The following is a 25387-nucleotide window of genomic DNA, read 5'->3' as shown; positions in this document are numbered from 1 at the left end:
GTAACCAGCCCGGCCCAGCGCGACAGCCCCTCTGCGCCAGGCCGGGCAGCGACAGAAAGCTCCGACCAAAGGTATTCATGCGCCCATATCACGTGGCGATCGTCGGCTCAGGGCCCTCGGGTTACTTTGCCGCGGCGTCGTTGTTGAAGTTCGCCGACTCTACCGACGACACCGACCCGAAAAGGGACGTGCGCGTCGACATGCTGGAGATGTTGCCCACCCCGTGGGGGTTGGTGCGCTCCGGCGTGGCCCCCGACCACCCCAAGATCAAGTCGATCAGCGCCCAGTTCGACAAGACCGCGATGGACCCGCGGTTCCGGTTCTTCGGCAACATCTCGGTCGGTGAGCACGTGCAGGCCGCGGAGCTGGCCGAGCGCTACGACGCGGTGATCTACGCCGTTGGCGCGCAGTCCGACCGGTCACTGGGCATCCCCGGCGAGGACCTGCCGGGCAGCGTCGCCGCCGTGGACTTCGTCGGCTGGTACAACGCCCATCCCCACTTTGAGGAGGTCACGCCGGACATCTCGAGCGGTCGGGCCGTCGTGATCGGCAACGGAAACGTCGCGCTCGACGTCGCACGGATTCTCGTCACCGACCCTGATGTGCTGGCCGCGACGGACATCGCCGACCACGCGCTGCGGTCGCTGCACGACCGTGGCGTGGAGGAAGTTCTCGTCATCGGCCGGCGCGGCCCGCTGCAGGCACCGTTCACCACGCTGGAACTGCGGGAGCTCGGCCAACTCGAAGGCCTCGGCGACGTGGACGTGATCGTCGATCCGGCGGACTTCGCCGACATCACCGACGAGGACCTCGAGGCGGCGGGCAAGACCGTGCGCAACAACATCAAGGTGCTGCGGGGTTACGCCGAACAGTCGCCGAAGAACGCGAAGCGTCGCATCGTGTTCCGGTTCCGCACCTCCCCGATCGAGATCAAGGGCGACGGCCGGGTGGAATCCATCGTGTTGGGCCGCAACGAGCTCGTCGACGCAGGTGGCCGCATCGTCGCCAAGGACACCGGTGAGCGCGAGGAGCTGCCCGCGCAGCTGGTGGTGCGCGCCGTCGGGTATCGAGGCGTGCCGACGCCGGGGCTTCCGTTCGACGAGCGCAACGGCACGATCCCGCACACCAGGGGCCGTATCGACGGCAGCCGCAACGAGTACGTCGTCGGCTGGATCAAGCGTGGTCCGACCGGTGTCATCGGCAGCAACAAAAGCGACTCGCAGGAGACCGTCGACACGCTGATCGAGGATCTGTCCGGGGCGCAGTTGTCCGACTTCGACGCCGAGCATTCCCAGCGGCTGGCGGAGTGGCTGGTCGAACGGCAACCGAAGGTCGTCACCGATGACCATTGGAAGCTGATCGACGAGTACGAGCGGTCAGCGGGAGAACCGCACGGAAGGCCGCGGGTGAAGCTGACGAGCGTGGCGGAGATGTTGCGGATCGGGCACGGCTGACGCACTCAACCGGCGTGGGTCGACGACCCTCGACTCATTTCAGGAATAGGGCGTGGGCGGCGGGGCCGGTGGCGGGGCTTCGGGCGAAGCGAATCGCCAGTTGTCCGGGTTCTTCGGCGAGTAGACCACCGGGAACAGTTGTCCCATGGTCGGCCAATCGTCGACGTCCACTTCGAGCCGCTGGTACACCACGTGTTCGTTGACCGTCGGACCGTTGATGACCCCGGTGATCGTCGCGTACTGCGGTCCGGTGACGTCCGAGGGCCGCGGGCTGACCCCGGTCACCAGCAGTTGCCCCGACGGCCAGTCGGGCGGGGCGCCGCGGCGCCGCATCAGCAGCGGTCGGGCCAGCAGCACCAGTGCACCGACCAGCAGCAGTATCACCGCGAATTCCCACACACCGACATGGTAGGACGGCAGGCATGAGTCCCGAGGATCTCACGCTGGCGCTGGCGTTGGCAGACGAAGCGGACGCGCAGACCATGGCCCGCTTCGGCGCGGTGGACCTCGTCGTCGAGACCAAACCGGATCTGACGCCTGCCACCGACGCCGACCTCGAAGTCGAATCGACGATCCGCCGGCGGCTGAGCCAGGCCCGCCCGGACGATTCCGTGTTCGGCGAGGAGTTCGGCGGCACCGCGGAGTTCGTCGGCAGGCAGTGGGTCGTCGACCCCATCGACGGGACCAAGAACTTCGTCCGTGGAGTGCCGGTTTGGGCCACGCTGATCGCGCTGCTGCAGGACGGCGTGCCGATGCTGGGCGTCGTGAGCGCGCCCGCGCTGGCGCGACGTTGGTGGGCGCTGGCGGGGCAGGGCGCGTTCTCGCGAGTGACCGGGCAGCCGGAGCGGCGGCTGAGCGTTTCGAAGGTCGACGATCTGGGGTCCGCGAGCCTGGCGTTCTCCAGCCTCTCCGGCTGGGCCGAGCGCGGCATCCGGGACCGGTTCATCGCGTTGACCGACGAAGTGTGGCGGGTGCGCGGTTACGGCGACTTCTACAACTACTGCCTCGTCGCCGAGGGCGCCGTCGACATCGCGATGGAACCCGAGGTGTCGACGTGGGACCTGGCCCCGCTCGACGTCATGGTGCGCGAGGCAGGCGGCCGGTTCACCAACCTCGCGGGCGAGCCCGGCCCGCACGGCGGCAGCGCGGTGGCGACCAACGGTTCGTTGCACGACGCGGTGCTGGGTCGCCTGTAGATCTGGGGCTACGTGTGAATTGCACAACAACTTACTCGTCGGTCAGTTCGCATACCTTACTCTGGAGTCAGTTCGACGAGTTCGAACGTCCCAACCCAAAGCGAGGCAGTCGACATGACCAACACCCTGCCGTCGAAAAACGGATCTAAACCGAAGCGAAGCGGTAAAGAAAGCGCAGTTGGGCTGAAGCGGCACAGGCGCAGCGCGACCGACCTGGGGCTGGCTCTGGTCACGCCGCTGGTCGGCCAGGAGTTTCTGGATCGCTACAACCTGCGCGATCCCCTCAACCGCGGGCTGAAGTACGGCGTCAAGCAGGTGTTCTCGGTCGCCGGTGCCGCCAGCCGCCAGTTCAAGCGCGTCTCGGGCAGCCAGGCCGGTCCGACGCGGCTGAAGAAGAGCGGTTCGGACTACTTCGACCTCACCCCCGACGACGAGCAGAAGATGATCGTCGACACCGTCAGCGAGTTCGCCGACGAGGCGATCCGTCCGGCCGCGCGCCAGGCCGACGAGACCGCCGACTATCCGGAGGATCTGGTCGCCAAGGCTTCCGAACTCGGTATCACCGCGATCAACGTGCCCGAGGACTTCGAAGGTATCGCGGCGCATCGGGCAGCGGTGACGAACGTGTTGGTGGCCGAGGCGCTGGCTTACGGCGACATGGGACTCGCGCTGCCGATCCTGGCCCCCGCGGGTGTCGCGTCGGCGCTGACGCATTGGGGCAGCGCCGATCAGCAGGCCACATATCTGAAGGAGTTCGCGGGCGAGAACGTCCCGCAGTCCTGTGTGGCGATCGCCGAGCCCCGCCCACTGTTCGATCCGACGGCGTTGAAGACGACGGCTGTGCGCACTCCCAGCGGCTACCGCATCGATGGGGTCAAGTCCCTGGTCCCGGCGGCGGCGAACGCTGAATTGTTCATCGTCGCAGCGCAACTCAACGGTAAGCCGGCGCTCTTCATCGTCGAGTCGTCATCGAAGGGGCTGAGCGTCACACCCGATCCCGGCATGGGCATCCGCGCGGCGGCGATCGGCCAGATCACTCTCGACGGTGTGACCGTGCCGCTGTCCGCGCGACTGGGCGAGGAGGGCGCCACCGATGACGACTACTCGGAGGCCGTCGCGCTCTCACGACTGGGCTGGGCGGCTCTGGCCGTCGGCACGTCGCACGCGGTGCTCGACTACGTCGTGCCGTACGTGAAGGAACGTCGCGCTTTCGGCGAGCCGATCGCGCACCGTCAGGCGGTGGCGTTCATGTGCGCCAACATGGCGATCGAATTCGACGGCCTGCGGTTGATCACCTGGCGCGGGGCTTCGCGCGCGGACCAGGGGCTGCCGTTCGCCCGCGAAGCGGCGCTGGCCAAACGGCTCGGCGCCGACAAAGGAATGCAGATCGGCCCGGACGGTGTGCAACTGCTCGGTGGCCACGGCTACACCAAGGAACACCCCGTCGAACGCTGGTACCGCGATCTGCGCGCGATCGGTATCGCCGAGGGCATCGTAGTCATCTAGGCCTTACAAGCGAAAGTCGAATCATGGCAATCAATTTGGAACTACCGCGCAAACTCGAGGCGGTCATCGAGAAGGCGCATCAGGGCGCCGCGGAGATGCTGCGACCGATATCCCGCAAGTGGGATCTGCGCGAACACGAGTACCCGGTCGAGCTCGAGACTCTGGCCACGCTGTTCGAAGGCATCTCGGAGGCAAAGGCTTTCGCGTTTGCCGGTGCCGAGGCCTTCGCTGGTGGCGACGAACCCAAAGGTGTCAACCACAACGGCGCCAACATGTCGGCGGTACTCAACGTGATGGAGATCAGTTGGGGCGACGTCGCGTTGATGTTGTCGGTGCCTCGACAGGGGTTGGGCAACGCCGCAATCTCCAGCGTCGCGACCAAAGAGCAACTGGAGCGGCTCGGCAAGGACGTCTGGGCCGCGATGGCGATCACCGAACCCGACTTCGGGTCCGACTCGGCCGCCGTTTCGACCACGGCCAAGCTCGACGGCGACGAGTACGTCATCAACGGCGAGAAGATCTTCGTCACCGCCGGCTCCCGGGCCACTCACATCGTGGTCTGGGCGACGCTCGACAAATCCCTCGGGCGAGCGGCGATCAAGTCGTTCATCGTGCCGCGCGAACACCCGGGCGTGACCGTCGAGCGGCTGGAGGACAAGCTAGGCATCAAGGCTTCCGACACCGCGGTGATCCGGTTCGACAATGTGCGGATTCCCAGGGAGAACCTGCTCGGCAGCCCGGAGATCCAGGTGGACAAGGGTTTTGCCGGGGTCATGGAGACCTTCGACAACACTCGTCCCGTCGTCGCCGCGATGGCCGTCGGTATCGCCCGCGCCGCGCTCGAGGAACTCCGCAAGATCCTCACCGAGGCGGGCATCGAGATCTCCTACGACAAGCCTTCGCACGCGCAGAGCGCACCCGCCGCGGAGTTCCTGCGGATGGAATCCGATTGGGAGGCAGCCTATCTGCTGATGGTGCGCTCGGCGTGGCAGGCCGACAACGACATCCCGAACTCCAAGGAAGCGTCGATGGGCAAGGCGAAAGCCGGCCGGGTGGCCAGCGACATCACGCTCAAGGCGGTCGAACTGGCCGGCACAGTCGGCTACTCCGAGGTCACTCTGCTCGAGAAATGGGCCCGCGACAGCAAGATCCTCGACATCTTCGAGGGCACCCAGCAGATCCAGCTGCTGGTGGTGGCGCGCCGCCTGCTCGGGTTGTCGTCGGCCGAGTTGAAGTAGGACTGGCCAGCGCCGCCGCCACCGCCGCGGCACCGCCGCCACCGCAGCACTGCCGCACCGCCGCACCGCCGCACCGCCGCACCGCCACCACCGCCGTTTGTGAATCTGACGACGTAAATCGCCGAAAAACGTCGCCAGATTCACAAACGATGGCGGAGCTAGGACGTATGGCGGCGCTAGGACGGATGGCGGCGCTGGGACGGATGGCGGCGCTAGGACGTGGCACGTCAGAATCCGTCGTGCACCACCACACGGGTGCGGCCGATGACGCCGCCGCCGATGATGGCCCGCAAGGTGTGCGGCGCCTCGAGCACCGAGATGTCGGTCGTGATGTCGGGGAGGTGCTTGGGTTTGAGTTCGCCTTCGAGTAGCTTCCAGATCTCTCGGCGCGGCTCGATCGCGAGCTGCACCGAGTCGATGCCGGCCAGCGTTATGCCACGCAGGATGAACGGCATCACCGTCGTCGGCAGGTCGGCAGACCGGGCCAGCCCCGAAATCGCAGCGATCCCACCGTAATTCAATGTGCTCAATGCGTAGGCGAGCGTGTCGCCGCCGACGCTGTCCAAGACCGCCGCCCACTTGGACTTGCCGAGCGGACGGACCTTCTCCCCCGACTCGGGTAGCCGTCCGATCACCTCGGTGGCGCCGAGGCCCATGAGATAGTCGTGCGCCTCCGCCTTGCCGGTCGATGCGATGACCTCGTAGCCGAGGCCGGCCAACAGGTCGACGCTTGTGCTGCCGACGCCGCCGGTAGCCCCGGTGACCAGTACCGGCCCGTCCTGCGGGCGTATGCCGTGGGCGCGGATGGCGTTGACGCTCATAGCCGCAGTGAAGCCGGCGGTTCCGATCGCGGCGGCCTCCGCCGTCGTCAGCCCGTCGATCTTGACCAGGTAATCGGCCGGGTAGCGGGCGGTGTCGGCATAGCCGCCGTGCCTGCCGGTCCCGATGTCGTAGCCGTGGGCGAACACCCGGTCGCCGACCGCGAATTCCGGCGACGAGGAGGCCGCGACGGTGCCGGCCACGTCGATGCCCGGAATCAACGGATACGACCGGGCGACACCGCCTTTGGGTGTGACCGCCAGCGCGTCCTTGTAGTTGACGCCCGAGTACTCGACCGAGATAGTCACGTCCCCCTCGGGCAGATACGTATCGTCGACGACTTCGTGGCCGAGGGTGATCCCGCCGTCGGCGTCCTGATGTGCGACCAACGCGTTGACTGCGCTCATCTACCTCATTGTTCACCTGGGCCCACGTGCGAGGCGGCGAATGCGAAAGTCCCCGGCCACCCCTGAGGTTCGGGGTGTCCGGGGACCTTGCGACGTGCCTACGAGCCCAGGTACGAGATCAGGTCAGGCTTCATCTCCTGCAACTGCGCACCCCAGTACTCCCAGCTGTGCGTGCCGTACGGCGGGAAGTTGAACACTCCGTTGTTGCCGCCCGCGGCGATGTAGTTGTCGCGGAACGTGATGTTCGTGCGAATCGTCAGGCCCTCGAGGAACTCGGCGGGCAGGTTGGCGCCGCCGAGTTCGTTCGGCGTGCCGTTGCCGCAGTACACCCAGAGCCGGGTGTTGTTGGCGACGAGTTGCGGAATCTGCACCATCGGGTCGTTGCGCTTCCACGCGCTGTTCGGGTCTTCGGTCCTGCCCCACATGTCGTTGGCCTTGAATCCGCCCGCATCACCCATGGCCATGTTGATCAGGAACGGCCACTGGCCCTCGGACGGGTTGAGGAACGCCGACAGCGCCCCGGCATAGATGAACTGGTCGGGGTGATACACCGACAGGATCATCGCGGAGTTGCCCGACATCGACAGGCCCACCGCGGCGTTACCGGTGGTGGACACGCCGCGGTTGGCGGAGAGCCACTGCGGCAGCTCGCTGGTCAGGAACGTTTCCCACTTGTAGGTCTGGCATCCGGCCTTGCCGCAGGCCGGCGCGTACCAGTCGGAGTAGAAGCTGGACTGCCCGCCCACCGGCAGAACCAGCGACAGCGGCGTCTCGTAGAACCACTCGAACGCCTGGGTCTCGAGGTCCCAACCGTTGAAGTCCTCACGGGCACGCAGGCCGTCGAGCAGGTACACGGCCTTGGAGCCGGTGCCCTTCTGGAACTGCACCTTGATGTCGCGGCCCATCGACGGCGACGGCACCATCAGGTACTCGACCGGCAGGCCGGGCCGGGAGAACGCGCCAGCGGTCGCTGACTGGCCGGTCATGCTCACCACGCCGGGCAGCAGGGCCGCCGCGATGGCAGCCACCGCGAAGCGCCGCGCCCACGGGCCACGAATCTTGTCAATCAAGCTCATTCTGCAAGTCCATCCATCTTCCGGTTGCCGCTTACGAGGCTCTTCGGTGCGCGATCGAGCGATCGCCATCGACACCGCAGCAACTTTTTCACTGCGCTGTCATGCCCGCTCGACTGAGCACGGGGCCGCCGAACGGACCGAGAAAATTTCAGTTGTCGCGTGTGCAGTAAAACATGATGATCAGCACAGACGAAACCCAGGGCGGTGCCGCGCGCCGCGTTGTGGGTGCGATCCGCTATTGACGCAGCCGTCGGCCAAGCGTCCGTTTCCAGGTTCGGCGGCCCGCCGGCTGCCCGTAGGCTGCCGGTCATGGCAACGGCCCGCACGCCGCGACTGTCGGCCGAGGACTGGATCCAAGCCGGCTATGCGATCCTCGCCGAGGAAGGGATCAAGGCGCTCAAGCTGGATTCGCTGTGCTCGCGCGTCGGGGCCACCAAAGGCAGCTTTTACTGGCATTTCATCGATATGGCCGGCTACCGGGCCGCGCTGGTCCGGGCGTGGGGCGAGTTGCGCGACGACGATCGCCGACATTTCGCCACGCTGGCCGACCTGCCGCCGCGACAGCGGTTGTCGCAAATGATGTCGGCCTTGGTCGACGCCAGGCACTGGACGCTCGAACGCGCGATGCGGGAGTGGGCCCGAACCGACCCCGCGGCGGCCGCGGGGGTGCGCGCGTCGGATACGCGAGTGCTCGAGGCAGTGCGACAGGCGTTCATCGATCACGGGTTCGACGTCGAGGAAGCCGACTTGCGTGCCAACGCGACGTTCGCGGCCGGCATCGGCTTCCTGCACCTGTCCGGTTCGACGGTCAGCCCGAAGATCGCGGCGCGTCGGGAACGCTTCCTGGACATCATGCTTTCCGGCTGACTCCATTCCATACAAAAAAGTATGGTAGCGTCCGGCGTATGACCGCCGCCTCGGCCACCGCGCTGATCGACGCCGAGTTCGTCGGCCGACTCGCCGACCGGGCGCCGGAGGCCGAACGACTGCGCATGCTGCCGTCGGCGACGGTCGACGACCTCGTCGCGTCGGGCCTCACCGACCTGCTGGTGCCGGCACGCTACGGCGGCAGGCAGGCGCCGCTTCCGGCGATCCTCGATCCGGTCCGCCAGATGGCGCACGGCTGTGCGTCCAGCGCGTGGACCATCGGCTTCTACATCCTGCACAACTGGATGCTGGCGCTGTTCGACGAGCGGGCCCAGGAGGAGGCCTTCGCAACCCGCCCCTTTCTCGCGCCCGCTCCCCTGGCGCCGACGGGCCGAGGGGTGCCCGTCGACGGCGGGATCAGCCTCACGGGCCGGTGGTCGTGGGCCACCGGCGTCATGCACGGGAACTGGATCATCGTCGGCGCGCTGTGCGCCCCCGAGAATGACCTTGCCGCGATCTACCCCGCGCTCGCGCTGCTGCCGATCGAGGACGCCGTCATCGACGACGTCTGGCATACCGACGGCATGCGGGCCACCGGCTCGAACGACGTGGTGATCACCGACGCGTTCGTCCCCGAGCACCGCCTGGTGCGCGTCGCCGACATCTACACCGGCACCGCACCAGGTGCCGCGCTGCACGACGCCGACACGTATCGCTGGCCGATGGTGCCCGCGCTGGCGCTGCTGGCGGCCATGCCGGCGCTGGGCAGCGCCGAACGCGTCGCGCAGATCTACGCCGAACGCCTCTCCGAGCGTGTCCTGGCGTACGAGGGCGTCACCCAGAAGGACAAGCCGATCGCCCAGGCCCGCCTCGGCGAGGCCGAGGTGCGGCTGCGGGCATTGCGCGGCTTGCTGGCCGACACGGTCGGCGAGCTCGAAACGATTGTCGCCGCGGGTGATTCGGTACCGCGACCGGTACGGGGCGCGGCGCGGATGGCGGCGGCACACATCGTGCACGAGTCACGCGAGGTCATCGGGCTGTTGCTGGAGGCTTCGGGGGCCAGCGTCCACCTCGTCGACAACCCGCTTCAGCGGATCAAGCGCGACGTCGACGTGTTGGCCGGCCATGTCGTCTTCGACTACGACACCAGCCGGGAACTCGCCGGAGCGTTGAGGTTGGGTATGAAGGTGTCGCGGACCGCGATGGTGTGACCGAAGGGGGAATCATGGCCGAAGAGCTACGCGACCGGATCACGAAACTGTTCCAGAAGAACGTCGCGAACCGGTTCACGAAAATGCTGCCGTTCCAGACACTGCTCGAAACGACGGGACGCAAATCGGGCGAACCGCGTCGCACGCCGCTGGGCGGGCGCCGCGTGGGCAACGAGTTCTGGTTCGTCTCCGAGTTCGGCGACAGTTCTCAGTACATCCGCAACATCAAGGCGAATCCGAACGTGCGGGTGCGGCTGAACGGACGCTGGCACAACGGCGTTGCGCACCTGCTGCCCGACGACGATCCCCACGAACGCCTGCGCTCGCTGCCGCAGTTCAACAGCTTCGGCGTCCGCACCTTCGGGACGAATCTGCTCACCGTGCGCGTCGACCTGACGGACTGAAGCGATCAAGCGCGCCGCCGTTTCACAGCTATTGCGGACCGCCGAAGATAAAAGTAACGTTAGTTTTACTTCGTTATCGGAGCCGCACCGGGAGACGCCATGGAATCGTTTGTTCACTTGCGCAAAGGGCGCACGCCAAAACGGCTGCACGCCGACCTGGACGGCCTGAAAGACGACGAACTGGGCCGCGGCGGGTTCGTCGGTCGCACCGCGAACATCTACCGCCGCCACGACCCCACCGCGTACCGCGCGTCGGGCCCGCTTCGCCCGGTCGACGTGATGACCAGCGAGCTGAAACCGAGCGACGCCACCGACGCCAGCGGCACGCCGCTGCTGCTCTTCAGCAATCCGGACTGCCGCATCTCGCTGAGCCGGCGCAGCGAGGAGATGCCGTTCTTCGTCCGCCACGTCGACGGTGACCTGCTGTCGTTCGTGCATCAGGGCACCGGCCTGCTGGAGACGGAGTTCGGTCCGCTGCGCTACCGCGTCGGCGACTGGGTGTACATCCCGAAGGCGACGACGTGGCGACACGTGCCCGACGAGGAGACCACGCTGTTGATGATCGAGGCCACCGACGAGTTCCGGGTGCCGCCGCCGGGACCGCTCGGCAGGCATTTCCCGTTCGACCCCGCACAGGTCACCGTTCCCGAACCGGCGCCGATCGACACCGGCGACGGCCCGCAGCACGATGGCGAGTACGAGGTCCGCCTCGTTCATGAGGGTGGACCGACATCGCTGTTCTACCAACACAATCCGATGGACGTCGAGGGATGGCGCGGCGACAACTTCGCGTTCACCTTCAACATCGACGACTACAACGTCATCGCCAGCGAGAGCGTGCACCTGCCGCCCACCGTGCACCTGTTCATGCAGGCGACCGGCGTGGCGGTGATGAACTTCTTGCCCCGGCCCGCCGAAACCGTGCCGGGCACCGAGCGTCCGCCGTGGTATCACCGCAACGTCGACTATGACGAGGTCTCGTTCTTCCACGGCGGCGACCTGTTCGGCATCCCCATGCCGCCGGGACTGGTCAGCCACGCCCCGCAGGGTGTGCACCACGGGGCGCCCGAGAAGGCCCGCGAGCGGGCGCGGCGCAAATTCGACGAACAGGACCGCGTCGGTTGGTACGTCATCTCGATCGACACCACCCGACGACTGACGCCGTCGGCCGAGGTCTTGGCACACGATCTGGGGCAGCACTGAGATGACGCAGACGACCGAGACGCCGGTGCGCTACGAATACGACCGAATCCCGTATCTCGTTGCCTATCAGAACACTTCGGGTGTGCGTGACGTGTACGGCGGGGTTGCCGAACTCGTGGTGCTGGAGAGTCATCTACTTCGCCCGAAGGACAAGCCTTCGGACACCGTGCTGGTGTTCATGCACCCGATCGGCGGCGGCGCGTACCTGCCGATGATGAACGGCCTCGCGCGGGCGGGTCATCACGTCATCTACTGCAACAGCCGCTTCCGCGGCACCGACTCCGCGCTCCTGATGGAGAAGGTGGTCGAGGATCTCGGCGAATGCATCAAGGACGCCAAGAACCGGCTGGGCTACTCGAAGGTGGTGCTGGCCGGGTGGAGCGGCGGCGGTTCGCTGTCGGTGTTCTACCAACAACAGGCGCAACACCCGACGATCGTCGCCAGCCCCTCGGGCGACGGCCCCGACCTGACCAAGCTCGGCCTGATCCCCGCCGACGGTCTGATGCTGCTGGCCGCCCACATCAGCCGACACGGCACGATGACCGAGTGGCTCGACGCGTCGATCCTCGACGAGTCCGACCCCTCGAAGCGGGATCCCGAACTCGACCTCTACAACCCGGACAACCCCAACCAGCCGCCGTACACCCCGGAGTTCCTCGATCGCTACCGGCAGGCACAGATCGACCGCAACCGCCGAATCACCCAGTGGGTCAAGGAGAAATTGGCCGAGCTGAAGGCGGCGGGCCGACCCGATGACGAGTTCGCATTCGTCGTGCACGGCACGATGGCCGATCCGCGCTGGCTGGATCCGACCGTCGACCCCAACGAACGCGCCCCGGGGACCTGCTATCTGGGCGACCCGCAAGTGGTGAACAACAGTCCCGTCGGGCTGGCCCGGTTCTGCACGCTGCGCAGTTGGCTGTCGCAGTGGAGCTACGACGACGCCAACGGCGACGCGGTGCAATGCGGCCCGGACATCGCGGTACCGACACTGGTGATCGGCAACCTCGCCGATGACGCCTGCACACCGAGCCATACCCGCCGGCTGTTCGAAGCGATCGGGCATCATGACAAGGAGATGCACGAGATTCCGGGCGCGAACCATTACTACGCGGGCGCCGACCAGCGCGACAAACTGCGCCACGCGGTCGGCGTGGTCACCGACTGGCTGCACAGGCACGGCTTCTCGCTATGACGGTCTCCGGTCCGCTGGACGGCATCCGCGTAATCGAGGTCGGCACGCTGATCTCCGGGCCGTTCGCCGGGCGCCTGCTCGGCGACATGGGCGCCGAGGTGGTCAAGGTCGAGCCGCCCGGCGCGCCGGACCCGCTGCGCACCTGGGGTCAGGCCGAACTCGACGGGCACCACTTCTTCTGGACCGTGCACGCCCGCAACAAGAAAGCGGTGACGCTGAACCTGCGGACGGATGCGGGCCGGGCCCTGTTCCTCGACCTGGTCGAGCGCTCCGACATCATCGTGGAGAACTTCCGGCCCGGCACGCTCGAGAAGTGGAACCTCGGCTATGACGTGCTGCGCGAACACAACCGCGGCATCATCCTGGTTCGCGTCTCCGGCTACGGGCAGACCGGCCCGGAGGCACACAAGGCGGGCTATGCGTCGGTTGCCGAGGCGGCCAGCGGCCTGCGCCACATGAACGGCTTCCCCGGCGGCCCGCCGCCGCGGCTGGCGCTCTCGCTGGGCGACAGCCTGGCGGGCATGTTCGCCGCCCAGGGCGCATTGGCCGCGCTCTACCGCCGGTCGGTCACCGGCGAGGGTCAGGTCGTCGACGCGGCACTGACCGAATCCTGTTTGGCCGTGCAGGAGTCCACCATCCCCGACTATGACGTCGGCGGTGTGGTGCGCGGCCCGTCGGGCACTCGGCTGGAGGGCATCGCGCCGTCGAACATCTACCGCAGCGCCGACGGCAGTTGGGTGGTGATCGCGGCCAACCAGGACACCGTCTTCCGGCGGTTGTGCGACGCGATGGGTCGACCCGAGCTGGCCACCGACGACAGGTTCGCCAACCATGTGGCCCGCGGCCGTAACCAGGACGAGCTGGACAAGATCATCGGCGACTGGGCCGCCGACCGCGAGCCCGCCGAGATCATCGAAACGCTCAGCGCCGCAGGCGTGATCGCCGGACCGATCAACACGGTCGCCGAAGTCGTCTCCGACCCGCAGTTCACGTCGCGCGGGATGATCGCCGATCACTTCGACGAGCGGATCGGCCGCAATGTCAAGGGTCCCGGCGTCGTACCGGTACTGTCGGAAACGCCGGGCACCATCCGGTTCGCCGGATCGTCGCGGCCCGGGCAGCACAACGACGAGATCTACCGCGGCCTGTTGGGCAAGAGCGACGCCGAACTCGACGAGCTGCGGGCGAAGGGAGTGCTGTGATTCCCGATCATGTCGACATCCGCGACGTCTCGCTGCGCGACGGCCTGCAGATCGAGGAGCCGATTCCGTTGTCGGCCAAGCTCGAACTGCTCGCCGCCGTGGCTGCGACCGGAGTGCGCGAGATGGAGGCGACGGCGTTCGTCTCGCCCTCGAAGGTGCCGGCGCTGGCCGATGCCGCCGAACTGGCGTCGCACCTGCAGCAGTTCCGCGATTCCCACGGCATCGACTTCTCCGCGCTGGTGGCCAGCCCGAACGGCGCCAAACGTGCGATCGCTGCGGGATTGTCGTCGATCGAGTACGTGGTGTCGGCCGCCGACGGCCACAGCCGCGCCAACGTGGGCCGCTCCTCGGCCGAGTCCACCGCGCTGATCGGTGAGATCACCGCGATCGCACACGACAGCGGCGCCACCGTCGAGGTGATCGTCGCGACCGCGTGGGACTGCCCGTTCGACGGCCCGACGCCACATCAGCGGGTGGTCGACGTGATCACCACCGCGCTGGCGAGCGAGGTCGACCGATTGGCGATCGCCGACACGATCGGCACCACCACCCCTCGACGGGTCACCGACACTGTCGAGGCACTGCGCCCGCTGATCGGTGACGTCCCGCTGGGGGCGCACTTCCACAACACCCGCGGCGCCGGGTTGGCCAGCGCATACGCCGCGGTCGAGGCCGGCGTCACCCGGCTGGACGCCTCGGTGGGCGGCCTCGGCGGCTGCCCGTTCGCGCCGGGGGCGAGCGGCAACATCGCCACCGAAGACCTCGTGTACCTGTTGCGCGACAGCGGAGTTCACGTGGACGTCGATCTGGCCGCGGCGATCGATGCGGCCGCCGTGGCGCAGCGCCTCGTCGGCCACGAGCTACCCAGCTCACTGCTACGCGCGGGCGACCGGATTCTCGGCGATTGAGTTGCCCGCCGAGACGCTCAGCGCCAAGGGCCGCCAGACTCGGGAAGCGATCGAGCAGGCGGCGCGGAAGCTGTTCGCCGAACGCGGATTTCACGGTACGACGCTCAGCGACATCACATCGGCGGCCGGTAAGTCGCCGGCGGCGTTCTACCGCTACTTCGCCGACAAGGAGGACCTGCTCGCGGCGCTGGCGGAGTCGTTCCTGCACGATATGGTGGCGCCGTCCGGGTCCAGCCTCGAGCTGCCGGAGTCGCCGGACGACGACGCGTTCTTCCGCGCTGTGGTCACCGGCTACTGGAACATGTTCAAACAGAACATCGGCATCATGATCGCCGTCGCGCAACTCGCGGCTACCCAACCTCGATTCGCCGCCGTGCAGAACGAGTTCCGTCGCTTCGGGATGGACATCGTCGCCGCCTCGGTGCGCCGGGCGCAGGACCAGGGCTACGCCGCCGAGCTCAACCCCGAACACACCGCGGCGGCGATCGCGCTGCTGTTCGAGAACTTCACCACGGTCTTCGTCGGAACCTCGGGGCTCGGGGTCGAGATCACCGACGAGGACGCTGTGGCGACGCTGTCGACGATCTGGAAGAAGACGCTGTATGGGTTCTAGTCCTCCCCCGCCGAGCGCACGGTTGCTGTACACAAAGCGCGAGTAGACACGTCAACAACCGTGCACTCGGCGAAAGTCTGAAAGGAATCACTGTGGATTTCGCTCTGCCCGACCATCTGCCGGAACTGCTCGCCGAGATGGACGCGTTCATCGAGGCCGAGATCAAACCGCTCGAACGCGACCACATTCAATATTTCGACAAGCGCCGCGAACACGCCCGCACCGACTGGGACAACGGCGGCATCCCGCGGCGGGAGTGGGAGGACCTGCTCGGCGAGATGCGTCGACGCGCAGACAAGGCGGGGTGGCTGCGCTACGGTCTGCCGTCACAGTTCGGAGGCCGCGACGGCAGCAACATCGACATGGCGGTCATCCGGGAACATCTGGCGCACAAGGGTCTCGGACTACACAACGATCTGCAGGACGAGTCGTCGATCGTCGGGAATTTCCCGCAGGTCATCATGATGGACCGGTTCGGCACCGACACGCAGAAGGCCGAGTGGACCGAGGCGCTGATCACCGGCGACCGGTCGATGGCCTTCGGCCTCACAGAACCCAACCACGGTTCGGACGCCACCTGGCTGGAGACGGTCGCCGTTCGTGACGGTGACGACTGGGTCATCAACGGCGCCAAGCGGTTCAACACCGGCGTGCACCGCGCCACTCACGACTTGGTCTTCGCCCGCACTTCGGGCGAACCCGGGCAGGCCCGCGGCATCACCGCGTTCCTCGTGCCCACCGACGCCCCGGGTTTCACCGTGCCGTACTACTGGTGGACGTTCAACATGCCGACCGATCACGGCGAGGTGGAGTTGACGGATGTCCGGGTGCCTGCAGAGGCGGTGCTCGGCGAAATCGACCGCGGACTCGAGGTCGGCCAGACCTTCTTGCACGAGAACAGGATCCGCCAGGCCGCCAGCAGCCTCGGCGCGGCGCAGTACTGCATCGACCGCGCGGTCGCATACGCAGGAGAGCGCAGCGTCTTCGGCAAGCCGCTGGCGGTGAACCAGGCCGTTCAGTGGCCCCTGGTCGAGTTGCAGACCGAGGCGCAGATGGTCCGGCTGCTGGTGTATTACGCGGCCACCGAATTGGACCGCAACCACCACATGGAGGTCTCGGACAAGGTGTCGATGGCCAACTACCGCGCCAACCGGTTGGTGTGTGAGGCCGCCGACCGCGCGATGCAAGTGTTCGGCGGGGTCGGCTACAGCCGCCACGAGCCGTTCGAGCACATCTACCGCCACCACCGCCGCTATCGGATCACCGAGGGCGCCGAGGAGATTCAGATCCGGCGGGTCGCACAGCGGCTGTTCGGGTTCGGGCGCAAGTGAAGGATCGGCTCGAGGCCGTCCTGCGCTCGGTGGTCGGCGACGACGTCGCCGTCGAGAACCTGCGTGCGCTGACCGGCGGGGCGAGCCGCACGACGTGGGCGTTCGACGCGGTGACGTCGAACGCGACGCGGGCGTTGATCCTGCGCACCGGCCCGCCCGACGATGTGCACGCCTCGATGGAGCTCGAGGCGCGCGTGCAGCAACGCGCCGCGGCGGCCGGGGCGCCGGTGCCACACATCCTGGCCGCGGACAACTCGCATGCCGCGCTGGGTAATCCGTATCTGATCTGCGAGGCCATCGGCGGCGAGACGATCGTCCGGCGTATCCACCGCGCGCTCGACGACACCGGCCGGCAGCGGCTGCTGCACCAGTGCGCGCACGCGTTGGCCGCCATTCACCGCGCCGACCACGAGGGTGCTGGGCTGTCGGCGTCGGATCAGCTCGCCGAGTGGCAGGACCGGCTCGACGAAATGGGCGACACCACCGCCACTTTCGAGTGGGCATTTCGCTGGCTGGCCGCCCACCGGCCGCCGCCGTCGCGCCAGGTGCTGGTGCACGGCGACTTCCGGATGGGCAATCTGATCGTCGATGACAGCGGGTTGGCCGCGGTCCTGGACTGGGAACTGGTCCATCTCGGCGAGCGGTACGAGGATCTGGCCTGGTTCTGCATCCGGGCGTGGCGTTTCAACGCGCCCGAGGAACTCGGGGCCGGCGGGCTCGGCAGCGTCGAAACCTTCCTGCGCGCCTACGAATCGGCGTCGGGTGAGACGCTCGACCGCGACGCGTTCCGATGGTGGCTCACCGTCGCCACGCTGCGCTGGGGCGTGATCTGCCGGTTCCAGGCCGAACGCCACCTGTCGGGACAGGCCGAATCCGTCGAGCTCGCCGCGATCGGCCGGCGGGTGAGCGAAACCGAATGGGACGTACTGGATCTGCTCGAAGGAGGCGGTCCGAGGTGAGCTGGTTGTACGGCCGGCCGACCGCGGCGGAGCTCGTCGCCGCCGTCGCCGGCTTCCTCGACAACGATGTGCGCAACGCCACCAGGCCCGATGGCGGGTCCGCCGACGCGGGGCAGGTGAACTTCCACGCCCGGGTGGCCGCCAATGTGCTGCGCATCGTCGAACGCGAGCTACTGGACACCTCGGCCGGTGAAGTCACCGACGCGTTGGCCGGAATCGGTTATCGCGACGAGCCGCAGCTGGCTGCCGCGATTCGCGCCGGCGAACTCGACGGCCGAGCGGCCGACGTGCTGCCCGTCCTGCGCACCATCGTGCGCCACCGACTCGACGTCAACCACCCCGGTTATTAGTGATTTGTGGAGCCGCAGCGGCGGTGAGCGCCGGTGAGACTCCACAAATCGCTGTCAGACCCGGCGGACGCGGGCGAGCCAGGCCGGTTCGTCCACCATCGAGCCGGCGGGCTTACCGAAGGTCTCGACGTGCGGCTCACCGATGACGCCGCGGTATGTCGTGCTGTCCAGGGCCTCCAGCACCCAGCCGTCGCCGAAGGCACCGCGGATGTCGGAGTCGCTGACCTCCGGACCGAATCCGCGGCCGCGGTCCGACAGCGCCAGCACGTGCACCAGCGCACCCGGCCGACACGCTGCATGCAGGCTGCGCACATACCGCGCCCGGTCCGCCTCGTCGAAGATGTGGAACAGCGCGCTGTCGACAATGGTGTCGTAATCCGGGTTTCCGAGGTTCATCGCGTCAGCGACCTCGAACCGCGCATCGACGCCCTTGGCCGCGGCGTTCCTGCGCGCGAACTCGATCGCCGAGGGCGCGAAGTCGACTCCCACCACGTCGTATCCCAGGCGGGTGAGCATGATCGTGTGCTCGCCGGCGCCGCAGCCGACGTCCAGCACCTTCCCGCGGATCAAGCCCGCCTGTTCAAGTTCGACGATCGCGGGCTGAGGTTCGCCGATCACCCACGGCGCGGTGCCGCTCTTGTAGGCGTCGTCGAATAGCGAGAGAGTAGGTGTCACATCCATGACCGCCAGTGTTCAACCTCAACCAGTCTTGAGGTCAAGGAGGACCCGTGACCGTTGCCGACGACACCGTCGCCGAGGTGGCGGACCGCCTGTTCGGGGCGATCGAGTCCGGCGACCACGACACGATTCGCCGGCTCTGGAACGACGACATCGTGGTCTGGAAGGTCGCCGACGGCGAACGCGACAAGGACCGGGCGCTGCGGGTCCTCGATTGGTTCATCGACACCACGACACAGCGCCGCTACGAGATCCTCGACCGTCAACTGTTCGACGGCGGGTTCGTCCAGCAACACGTCCTGCACGCCACCGGACACAACGGCGGGGTCATCGCGATGCGCGTCGGCATCGTGATCAAGCTGGGCGCCAACGGGCTGATCAGCCGAATCGACGAGTACTTCGACCCGGCGGAGATCGCCCCACTGCTCGAGTCGACCAAACAGTGAGGAGATGACATGGCAAGCCTGAGCGAGTTTTTCAGCGATCCGGGCTCGACCGGCACGTGGACCCTCGACCCCGGCCGGTCCACCATCGCGGTCAAGACCAAGTCGATGTGGGGCCTTGTGCCCGTCAAAGGCAAATTCACCGAGTTCAGCGGCGAGGGCCAACTGACCGCTCCGCAAACGGTTTCCGGTCGCATCGAAATCAAGGCCGCGTCGCTGCGCACCGGAATCCGCAAACGTGACGAGCACCTGCACTCCGCGGATTTCTTTGAGGCCGAGAAGTTTCCGGTGATCACCGCCGTCATCTCCGGCGCCGACGCGGTCGATGGCGACACCATCGACCTGCGCGCCGAACTGACCATCAAGGACACGACCAAACCACTGACGCTGCGAACCAAGGTGACCCCGGTCGGTGACGGCGCGATGCGGCTCATCACCAAGGCCGACGTGAACCGGCAGGACTTCGGCGTCGACGGCAACCTGGTGGGCATGATCGGCGACAAGGCGACGATCTCCGGCGACTTGGTGTTCCGCCACGGCGGCTAGCCGTACCATCACCGCATGGTCGAGTCATCGCGTCCGTTGCGGGTCCTCGTCTACAGCGACAACCCCAGGACTCGGGAAGAGGTCCGGCTCGCGCTCGGCAAGCGGGTGCATCCGGATTTGCCCGAGCTGACCTACTTCGAGGTGGCGACCGGCCCCATGGTGATCCGTCAGATGGACCAGGGTGGGTTCGATCTGGTGATCCTCGACGGCGAGGCCACCCCGACCGGCGGCATGGGAATCGCCAAGCAGCTCAAGGACGAGATCGCGAACTGTCCACCGATCCTGGTACTGACCGGCCGAGCGGATGACGCGTGGCTGGCCCGTTGGTCGCGCGCCGAAGCCGCGGTGCCACACCCGATCGACCCGATCCGACTCGGGGATGCCGTGGCGTCGCTTCTGCGCACGCCGGCGCAATAGCTGGAAAACGCGTAATCGCCTGTCGCCCTTGCCTATCGATGGCACGACGGCATAGCCAGGTGTTGCTTATAGCGATACTAACCAAAAGGTGTGGCGCGCATCCCAAAGCCCGCTAGGGTGTGGGTAAGCTCACATCGAACAGCCCACGAGGGAGCGTTTGCTCGGTATGGATTTGTACACGCCAATCCTGGTGCTTGGCGCTATCGCGGCTGCGTTCGCGGTCGGCTCGGTCGCCATTGCTCTGCTGGTCGGCCCGCGGCGCTACAACCGGGCCAAGCTCGAGGCCTACGAATGCGGCATCGAGCCGGTGCCGCACGGCGGCCCGTCCGGCCAGCCGACCGGCCAGCGGTTTCCCATCAAGTACTACCTGACCGCGATGTTGTTCATCATCTTCGACATCGAGATCGTGTTCCTCTACCCGTGGGCCGTCGCCTTCGACAACCTGGGGCTGTTTGCGCTGGTAGAGATGCTGCTGTTCATGGCAACGGTGTTCGTGGCCTACGCCTATGTCTGGCGGCGAGGAGGTCTGGCATGGGACTAGAGGAGAAGCTGCCCGGCGGGATCCTGCTGTCCACCGTGGAGAAGGTGGCGGGCTACATCCGCAAGGGCTCGCTGTGGCCTGCGACGTTCGGGCTGGCCTGCTGCGCGATCGAAATGATGGCAACGGCCAGTCCGCGGTTCGACATCTCCCGCTTCGGCATGGAGCGGTTCTCGGCGACGCCCCGGCAGGCCGACCTGATGATCGTGGCCGGCCGGGTCAGCCAGAAGATGGCGCCGGTGCTGCGGCAGATCTACGACCAGATGGCCGAGCCGAAATGGGTGCTGGCGATGGGGGTCTGCGCGTCATCGGGCGGCATGTTCAACAACTACGCGATCGTGCAGGGCGTCGATCACGTCGTACCCGTGGACATCTACCTGCCGGGTTGCCCGCCACGTCCGGAGATGCTGTTGCACGCGATCCTGAAGCTGCACGACAAGATTCAGGAGATGCCGCTCGGCGTGCACCGCGAGGAGGCGATCCGCGAGGCCGAGCAGGCCGCACTGGCCGTCACCCCGACCATCGAGCTCAAAGGGCTGCTGCGGTGAGCGCGACCAACGGCAACGGCACCGGCGGAGGTGGAGCACCCGAGATCATCGGCGTGCGCCGCGGCATGTTCGGGGCCAAGGGGTCGGGCGACACCTCGGGTTACGGCCGGCTGGTGCGGCCGGTGGCGCTGCCAGGCAGTTCGCCGCGGCCCTACGGCGGCTACTTCGACGAGGTCGTCGACCGGCTGGCCGAAGTGCTCGGTGAGGACGGCCCCCACTCCTGGGCGGAGTCGATCGAGCGGGTGGTGGTCTACCGCGACGAACTCACCCTGGAGGTTCAGCGCGAGCAACTTCCGACGGTGGCTGCGGCGCTGCGCGACGACCCGCAGTTGCGTTTCGAGCTGTGCCTGGGCGTGAGCGGAGTGCACTATCCCGACGACGTCGGACGTGAACTGCACGCGGTCTACCCCCTGATGTCGATCACGCACAACCGACGGATCCGCGTGGAGGTCGCCGCGCCAGACGCCGACCCACACATTCCGTCGCTGTTCGCGGTCTATCCCACCACCGACTGGCACGAACGCGAGACCTACGACTTCTTCGGCATCATCTTCGACGGCCATCCCGCGCTGACCCGAATCGAGATGCCGGACGACTGGGTGGGTCACCCCCAGCGCAAGGACTACCCGTTGGGCGGCATCCCGGTGGAGTACCACGGCGCCGAGATTCCTCCGCCCGATCAACGGAGGGCCTACAACTGATGAGCATTTCCCACGTTCCGCCCGCGCAGGGCGGCGCATCGTCGGCGGGCGCGTCCGACGGCGAGACGGTTGTCGTTGTCGGCGGCCAGGATTGGGACCAGGTGGTGCAGGCCGCCAAGGACGCCGCAGCGTCGCACGCGGGTGAACGGATCGTCGTGAACATGGGGCCGCAGCACCCCTCGACTCACGGCGTGCTTCGGCTCATCCTCGAGATCGAGGGCGAGACGATCATCTCGGCTCGCTGCGGAATCGGCTACCTGCACACCGGAATCGAGAAGAACCTCGAGTTCCGCAATTGGACGCAGGGCGTGACGTTCGTTACGCGGATGGACTACCTGTCGCCGTTCTTCAACGAGACGGCCTACTGCCTGGCCGTCGAGAAACTGCTGGGCGTCACCGACGCGATCCCGGAGCGGGCCAGCGTCATCCGCGTGATGATGATGGAACTCAACCGGATCTCCTCGCATCTGGTCGCACTCGCGACCGGCGGCATGGAACTCGGCGCGATGAGCGCGATGTTCTACGGCTTCCGCGAGCGTGAGCTGATCCTGTCGGTGTTCGAAACCGTCACCGGCCTACGGATGAACAGCGCCTACGTCCGGCCGGGCGGGGTCGCCGTCGACCTGCCCGACGAGGCCATCCCGCAGATTCGCGATCTGCTCGAGCTGATGCCCAAGCGGCTCAAGGATCTCGAGGACCTGCTCAACGAGAACTACATCTGGAAAGGCCGCACGGTAGGCATCGGCTACCTCGACCTGACCGGCTGCATGGCGCTGGGCATCACCGGTCCGTGCCTGCGCTCCACCGGGCTGCCGCACGACCTGCGCAGGGCCCAACCTTATTGCGGCTACGAGACATACGACTTCGACGTGATCACCGACGACGGCTGCGACTCCTACGGCCGGTACCTGATCCGGGTGAAGGAGATGCACGAGTCGTTGAAGATCGTGGAGCAGTGTCTGGATCGGCTGAAGCCCGGACCCGTGATGATCCAGGACAAGAAGCTGGGATGGCCGGCGGACCTGGAGGTCGGTCCCGACGGGCTGGGCAACTCCAATGAACACATCGCGAAAATCATGGGCCATTCGATGGAGGGGCTGATTCACCACTTCAAACTCGTCACCGAGGGGATCCGCGTGCCCGCCGGTCAGGTGTACGTCGGGATCGAGTCTCCGCGAGGCGAACTCGGCGTGCACATGGTCTCCGACGGCGGCACCCGCCCCTACCGGGTGCACTACCGGGACCCGTCGTTCAACAACCTGCAGGCCGTCGCCGCGATGTGCGAGGGCGGCATGGTCGCCGATGCCATCACCGCAGTGGCGTCGATCGACCCGGTGATGGGGGGCGTGGACCGCTAGTGAGCATTTTCCTCGAGCTCGGCCAGCGACCCGACGAACCCGGCCCGCCGATCCACGGGCCGGCGGCGTATCCCGACGATGTCACCGCGCGACTCGCCGCCGACGCGGAGAAGATCATCGCGCGCTACCCGCAGTCTCGTTCGGCGCTGCTGCCGCTGCTGCACCTCGTGCAGTCCGAGGACGGTTGCCTGACACCCGCCGGAATCTCGTTCTGCGCCAAGCAGTTGGACCTCACCGAGGCCGAGGTCACCGCGGTGGCCACCTTTTACTCGATGTACCGGCGCACGCCGACCGGCGACTACCTGGTCGGCGTCTGCACCAACACGCTGTGCGCCATCATGGGCGGCGACGCGATCCTCGAAGCGCTGCAGGACCATCTGGGAGTGCGCGCCGGGCAGACGACGCCGTCAGTTGATGGAAGCCCCAGCGTCACGCTCGAGCATGTCGAATGCAACGCGGCATGCGACTACGCGCCGGTGGTGATGGTCAACTGGGAGTTCTTCGACAACCAGACGCCCTCGTCGGCACGCGAACTCGTCGACGGGTTGCGTGCCGGTGACCCTCCGGAACCGACCCGGGGCGCGCCGCTGTGCACCTTCCGTGAAACCGCGCGCACGCTCGCGGGCCTGCCGGATCCACGGTCGGGCAACGGCAAGGTCGGCGACGCCACGCTCGCGGGTCTGCGGGTGGCCCGCGAACGCGGCATGCAGGCTCCCGAAGCCGGTGCCGAGGCGGCGTCGACGGGCGCACCCGACGACCAGAAGGCAGCGGCGGAAGCCACTCAGAACGCACCGGCACCCGGCCCGGCGGCTACGGTGCCGCCGAAACCGAATACCACCGAAACCAACCCGGACGCAACGGATTCGCGCGCATGACAGACCTGACCCCTGTGCTCAGCAAGTTCTGGGACGAACCGGAACCCTGGTCGCTGGACACCTACCGGCGCCACGGCGGATACGGCGCACTCGAGCGGGCACTGAAGATGGATCCCGACGACGTCATCACGCTGGTCAAGGAGTCCGGCCTGCGCGGCCGTGGCGGCGCCGGCTTCCCCACCGGCACGAAGTGGTCATTCATCCCGCAGGACGACACCGGCGCCGGCGCGAAACCGCACTACCTGGTGATCAACGCCGACGAGTCGGAACCCGGTACGTGCAAAGACATCCCGTTGATGTTGACGACGCCGCACTTCCTCGTGGAGGGCGCGATCATCGCGGCCTACGCGATCCGGGCGCATCACGCGTTCATCTACCTTCGCGGTGAGGTGGTGCCCGTGCTGCGCCGGCTGCACGCCGCGGTCGCCGAAGCCCACGAAGCCGGCTTCCTCGGAAACGACATCCTCGGTTCGGGTTTCGACCTGGAATTGATCGTGCATGCGGGCGCGGGCGCATACATCTGCGGCGAGGAGACTGCGCTGCTGGACTCGTTGGAGGGCCGCCGCGGTCAGCCGCGGCTGCGCCCACCGTTCCCCGCGGTCGCCGGGCTGTACGCCTGCCCCACCGTGGTCAACAATGTCGAGTCGATCGCCAGCGTGCCGCCGATCGTCAGCAACGGCATCGACTGGTTCCGGTCGATGGGCTCGGACAAGTCGCCGGGCTTCACGCTCTACTCGCTGTCGGGTCACGTCACCAACCCTGGCCAGTACGAGGCGCCGCTCGGCATCACGCTGCGCGAGCTGCTGGAGTACGCGGGTGGGGTCCGCGCCGGCCACAAGCTGAAATTCTGGACGCCGGGCGGCTCGTCCACCCCGCTGCTCACCGACGAACACCTCGACCTGCCATTGGATTACGAGGGCATGGCCGGGGCGGGCACGATGCTGGGCACCAAGGCGCTGCAGATCTTCGACGAGACCACCTGCGTGGTGCGGGCGGTGCGTCGCTGGACGGAGTTCTACGCCCACGAATCGTGCGGGAAGTGCACGCCGTGTCGAGAAGGTACCTACTGGCTGGCGCAGATCTATGAACGCCTCGAGACCGGGGCCGGCACGGAGGCCGATATCGACAAGTTGCTCGACATCTCCGACAACATCTTCGGAAAGTCGTTCTGCGCGCTGGGCGACGGTGCGGCGTCGCCGATCATGTCGTCGATCAAGTTCTTCCGCGACGAGTACATCGACCATCTTCAAGGCGGGTGTCCGTTCGATCCGTACGCCTCCACGTTGATGGCGACCGAAACGGCGGGGGTGTGATGACGCTTCATTGCGCGAACAGACGCAAACT

General features: G+C 67.0%; 28 protein-coding genes. 24 read left to right on the top strand and 4 right to left on the bottom strand.

Going from position 1 to position 25387, the window contains the following annotated elements:
• Positions 1-77 precede the first annotated feature (77 nt).
• Entirely contained in the window at positions 78-1454 is a 1377-nt protein-coding gene (locus tag AU188_RS22535) for an FAD-dependent oxidoreductase (protein ID WP_059165684.1), read from the top strand.
• A 39-nt stretch (positions 1455-1493) separates the two neighbouring features.
• On the opposite strand, the gene AU188_RS22530 is transcribed toward AU188_RS22535, so the two are convergent.
• Entirely contained in the window at positions 1494-1853 is a 360-nt protein-coding gene (locus AU188_RS22530) for a hypothetical protein (protein ID WP_059165683.1), read from the bottom strand.
• 23 nt (positions 1854-1876) lie between these two features.
• Here AU188_RS22530 and hisN point away from each other — a divergent pair, with 23 nt between their 5' ends.
• The 3 genes from hisN (at position 1877) to AU188_RS22515 (ending at position 5394) form a co-directional block, all read left to right on the top strand.
• Complete coding sequence (gene hisN / locus AU188_RS22525; RefSeq protein ID WP_059165682.1) at positions 1877-2650, top strand: histidinol-phosphatase; 774 nt, start codon at positions 1877-1879, stop codon at positions 2648-2650.
• Positions 2651-2764: 114 nt separating this feature from the next.
• Positions 2765-4156 carry an acyl-CoA dehydrogenase family protein gene (locus AU188_RS22520; protein ID WP_059165681.1) on the top strand — a complete coding sequence of 464 codons (1392 nt, stop codon included), beginning with the start codon at positions 2765-2767 and terminating at the stop codon, positions 4154-4156.
• Positions 4157-4179: 23 nt separating this feature from the next.
• Positions 4180-5394 (top strand): acyl-CoA dehydrogenase family protein, encoded by a 1215-nt coding sequence (locus AU188_RS22515; protein ID WP_059165680.1) that lies wholly within the window; start codon positions 4180-4182, stop codon positions 5392-5394.
• Between the two features lie 227 nt (positions 5395-5621).
• Here the strand turns inward: AU188_RS22515 and AU188_RS22510 are convergent, their stop codons facing one another.
• Both AU188_RS22510 and AU188_RS22505 read right to left on the bottom strand, forming a co-directional pair.
• Positions 5622-6620: an acrylyl-CoA reductase family protein gene (locus AU188_RS22510; RefSeq protein ID WP_059165679.1), complete on the bottom strand. Its 999-nt coding sequence runs from the start codon at positions 6618-6620 to the stop codon at positions 5622-5624.
• 98 nt (positions 6621-6718) lie between these two features.
• Entirely contained in the window at positions 6719-7696 is a 978-nt protein-coding gene (locus tag AU188_RS22505) for an esterase family protein (RefSeq protein ID WP_059165678.1), read from the bottom strand.
• A 309-nt stretch (positions 7697-8005) separates the two neighbouring features.
• Here AU188_RS22505 and AU188_RS22500 point away from each other — a divergent pair, with 309 nt between their 5' ends.
• The 11 genes from AU188_RS22500 (at position 8006) to AU188_RS25880 (ending at position 17939) form a co-directional block, all read left to right on the top strand.
• Positions 8006-8563 carry a TetR/AcrR family transcriptional regulator gene (locus AU188_RS22500; protein ID WP_059165677.1) on the top strand — a complete coding sequence of 186 codons (558 nt, stop codon included), beginning with the start codon at positions 8006-8008 and terminating at the stop codon, positions 8561-8563.
• 38 nt (positions 8564-8601) lie between these two features.
• Positions 8602-9774: an acyl-CoA dehydrogenase family protein gene (locus tag AU188_RS22495; protein ID WP_059165676.1), complete on the top strand. Its 1173-nt coding sequence runs from the start codon at positions 8602-8604 to the stop codon at positions 9772-9774.
• Positions 9775-9788: 14 nt separating this feature from the next.
• A complete protein-coding gene (locus tag AU188_RS22490) occupies positions 9789-10178 on the top strand; it encodes a nitroreductase/quinone reductase family protein (RefSeq protein WP_059165736.1) in 390 nt (129 codons plus the stop codon).
• 99 nt (positions 10179-10277) lie between these two features.
• Positions 10278-11381, top strand: a complete 1104-nt coding sequence (locus AU188_RS22485) for a homogentisate 1,2-dioxygenase (RefSeq protein WP_059165675.1) — start codon at positions 10278-10280, stop codon at positions 11379-11381.
• Between the two features lies 1 nt (position 11382).
• On the top strand, positions 11383-12576 hold the full coding sequence (locus AU188_RS22480) for an alpha/beta hydrolase family protein (protein WP_059165674.1): 1194 nt from the start codon (positions 11383-11385) through the stop codon (positions 12574-12576).
• On the top strand, positions 12573-13778 hold the full coding sequence (locus AU188_RS22475) for a CaiB/BaiF CoA transferase family protein (protein WP_059165673.1): 1206 nt from the start codon (positions 12573-12575) through the stop codon (positions 13776-13778). The genes AU188_RS22480 and AU188_RS22475 overlap by 4 nt, the downstream gene beginning before the upstream one ends.
• Positions 13775-14686 carry a hydroxymethylglutaryl-CoA lyase gene (locus tag AU188_RS22470; RefSeq protein WP_059165672.1) on the top strand — a complete coding sequence of 304 codons (912 nt, stop codon included), beginning with the start codon at positions 13775-13777 and terminating at the stop codon, positions 14684-14686. The genes AU188_RS22475 and AU188_RS22470 overlap by 4 nt, the downstream gene beginning before the upstream one ends.
• Before the next feature lies 1 nt (position 14687).
• On the top strand, positions 14688-15299 hold the full coding sequence (locus AU188_RS22465) for a TetR/AcrR family transcriptional regulator (protein ID WP_059165671.1): 612 nt from the start codon (positions 14688-14690) through the stop codon (positions 15297-15299).
• A gap of 92 nt (positions 15300-15391) precedes the next feature.
• A complete protein-coding gene (locus AU188_RS22460; RefSeq protein ID WP_059165670.1) occupies positions 15392-16630 on the top strand; it encodes an acyl-CoA dehydrogenase family protein in 1239 nt (412 codons plus the stop codon).
• On the top strand, positions 16627-17589 hold the full coding sequence (locus tag AU188_RS22455) for a phosphotransferase family protein (protein WP_059165669.1): 963 nt from the start codon (positions 16627-16629) through the stop codon (positions 17587-17589). Before AU188_RS22460 ends, AU188_RS22455 begins: the two co-directional genes overlap by 4 nt.
• Positions 17547-17939, top strand: a complete 393-nt coding sequence (locus tag AU188_RS25880; RefSeq protein ID WP_059165668.1) for a DUF6285 domain-containing protein — start codon at positions 17547-17549, stop codon at positions 17937-17939. Before AU188_RS22455 ends, AU188_RS25880 begins: the two co-directional genes overlap by 43 nt.
• Before the next feature lie 54 nt (positions 17940-17993).
• Here AU188_RS25880 and AU188_RS22445 read toward each other — a convergent pair whose 3' ends face one another.
• A complete protein-coding gene (locus AU188_RS22445; RefSeq protein ID WP_059165667.1) occupies positions 17994-18620 on the bottom strand; it encodes a class I SAM-dependent methyltransferase in 627 nt (208 codons plus the stop codon).
• A gap of 47 nt (positions 18621-18667) precedes the next feature.
• Here AU188_RS22445 and AU188_RS22440 point away from each other — a divergent pair, with 47 nt between their 5' ends.
• The 9 genes from AU188_RS22440 (at position 18668) to nuoF (ending at position 25356) form a co-directional block, all read left to right on the top strand.
• Positions 18668-19063, top strand: coding sequence for a nuclear transport factor 2 family protein (locus AU188_RS22440; RefSeq protein ID WP_059165666.1), 396 nt, complete (start codon positions 18668-18670; stop codon positions 19061-19063).
• 9 nt (positions 19064-19072) lie between these two features.
• Positions 19073-19606, top strand: coding sequence for a YceI family protein (locus AU188_RS22435; RefSeq protein WP_059165665.1), 534 nt, complete (start codon positions 19073-19075; stop codon positions 19604-19606).
• Positions 19607-19621: 15 nt separating this feature from the next.
• Positions 19622-20023, top strand: coding sequence for an Rv3143 family two-component system response regulator (locus AU188_RS22430; RefSeq protein ID WP_059165664.1), 402 nt, complete (start codon positions 19622-19624; stop codon positions 20021-20023).
• Positions 20024-20189: 166 nt separating this feature from the next.
• The gene (locus AU188_RS22425) at positions 20190-20564 is read left to right on the top strand and encodes an NADH-quinone oxidoreductase subunit A (protein WP_059165663.1); all 375 of its coding nucleotides are present in this window, start codon (positions 20190-20192) and stop codon (positions 20562-20564) included.
• Positions 20555-21109 carry a NuoB/complex I 20 kDa subunit family protein gene (locus AU188_RS22420; RefSeq protein ID WP_059101055.1) on the top strand — a complete coding sequence of 185 codons (555 nt, stop codon included), beginning with the start codon at positions 20555-20557 and terminating at the stop codon, positions 21107-21109. Before AU188_RS22425 ends, AU188_RS22420 begins: the two co-directional genes overlap by 10 nt.
• On the top strand, positions 21106-21810 hold the full coding sequence (locus AU188_RS22415) for an NADH-quinone oxidoreductase subunit C (RefSeq protein WP_082686748.1): 705 nt from the start codon (positions 21106-21108) through the stop codon (positions 21808-21810). The genes AU188_RS22420 and AU188_RS22415 overlap by 4 nt, the downstream gene beginning before the upstream one ends.
• Positions 21810-23168: an NADH dehydrogenase (quinone) subunit D gene (nuoD, locus tag AU188_RS22410; RefSeq protein WP_059165662.1), complete on the top strand. Its 1359-nt coding sequence runs from the start codon at positions 21810-21812 to the stop codon at positions 23166-23168. The genes AU188_RS22415 and nuoD overlap by 1 nt, the downstream gene beginning before the upstream one ends.
• Complete coding sequence (nuoE, locus tag AU188_RS22405) at positions 23168-24043, top strand: NADH-quinone oxidoreductase subunit NuoE (RefSeq protein ID WP_059165661.1); 876 nt, start codon at positions 23168-23170, stop codon at positions 24041-24043. Before nuoD ends, nuoE begins: the two co-directional genes overlap by 1 nt.
• Positions 24040-25356, top strand: a complete 1317-nt coding sequence (gene nuoF, locus AU188_RS22400) for an NADH-quinone oxidoreductase subunit NuoF (RefSeq protein ID WP_059165660.1) — start codon at positions 24040-24042, stop codon at positions 25354-25356. The genes nuoE and nuoF overlap by 4 nt, the downstream gene beginning before the upstream one ends.
• Positions 25357-25387: the final 31 nt, after the last annotated feature.

It is taken from the genome of Mycobacterium sp. IS-3022 (genome assembly GCF_001500065.1).
Lineage (GTDB): Bacteria > Actinomycetota > Actinomycetes > Mycobacteriales > Mycobacteriaceae > Mycobacterium.
The sequence above is the reverse complement of the archived record's forward strand: the minus strand, read 5'-3'. Positions and strand labels throughout refer to the sequence as shown.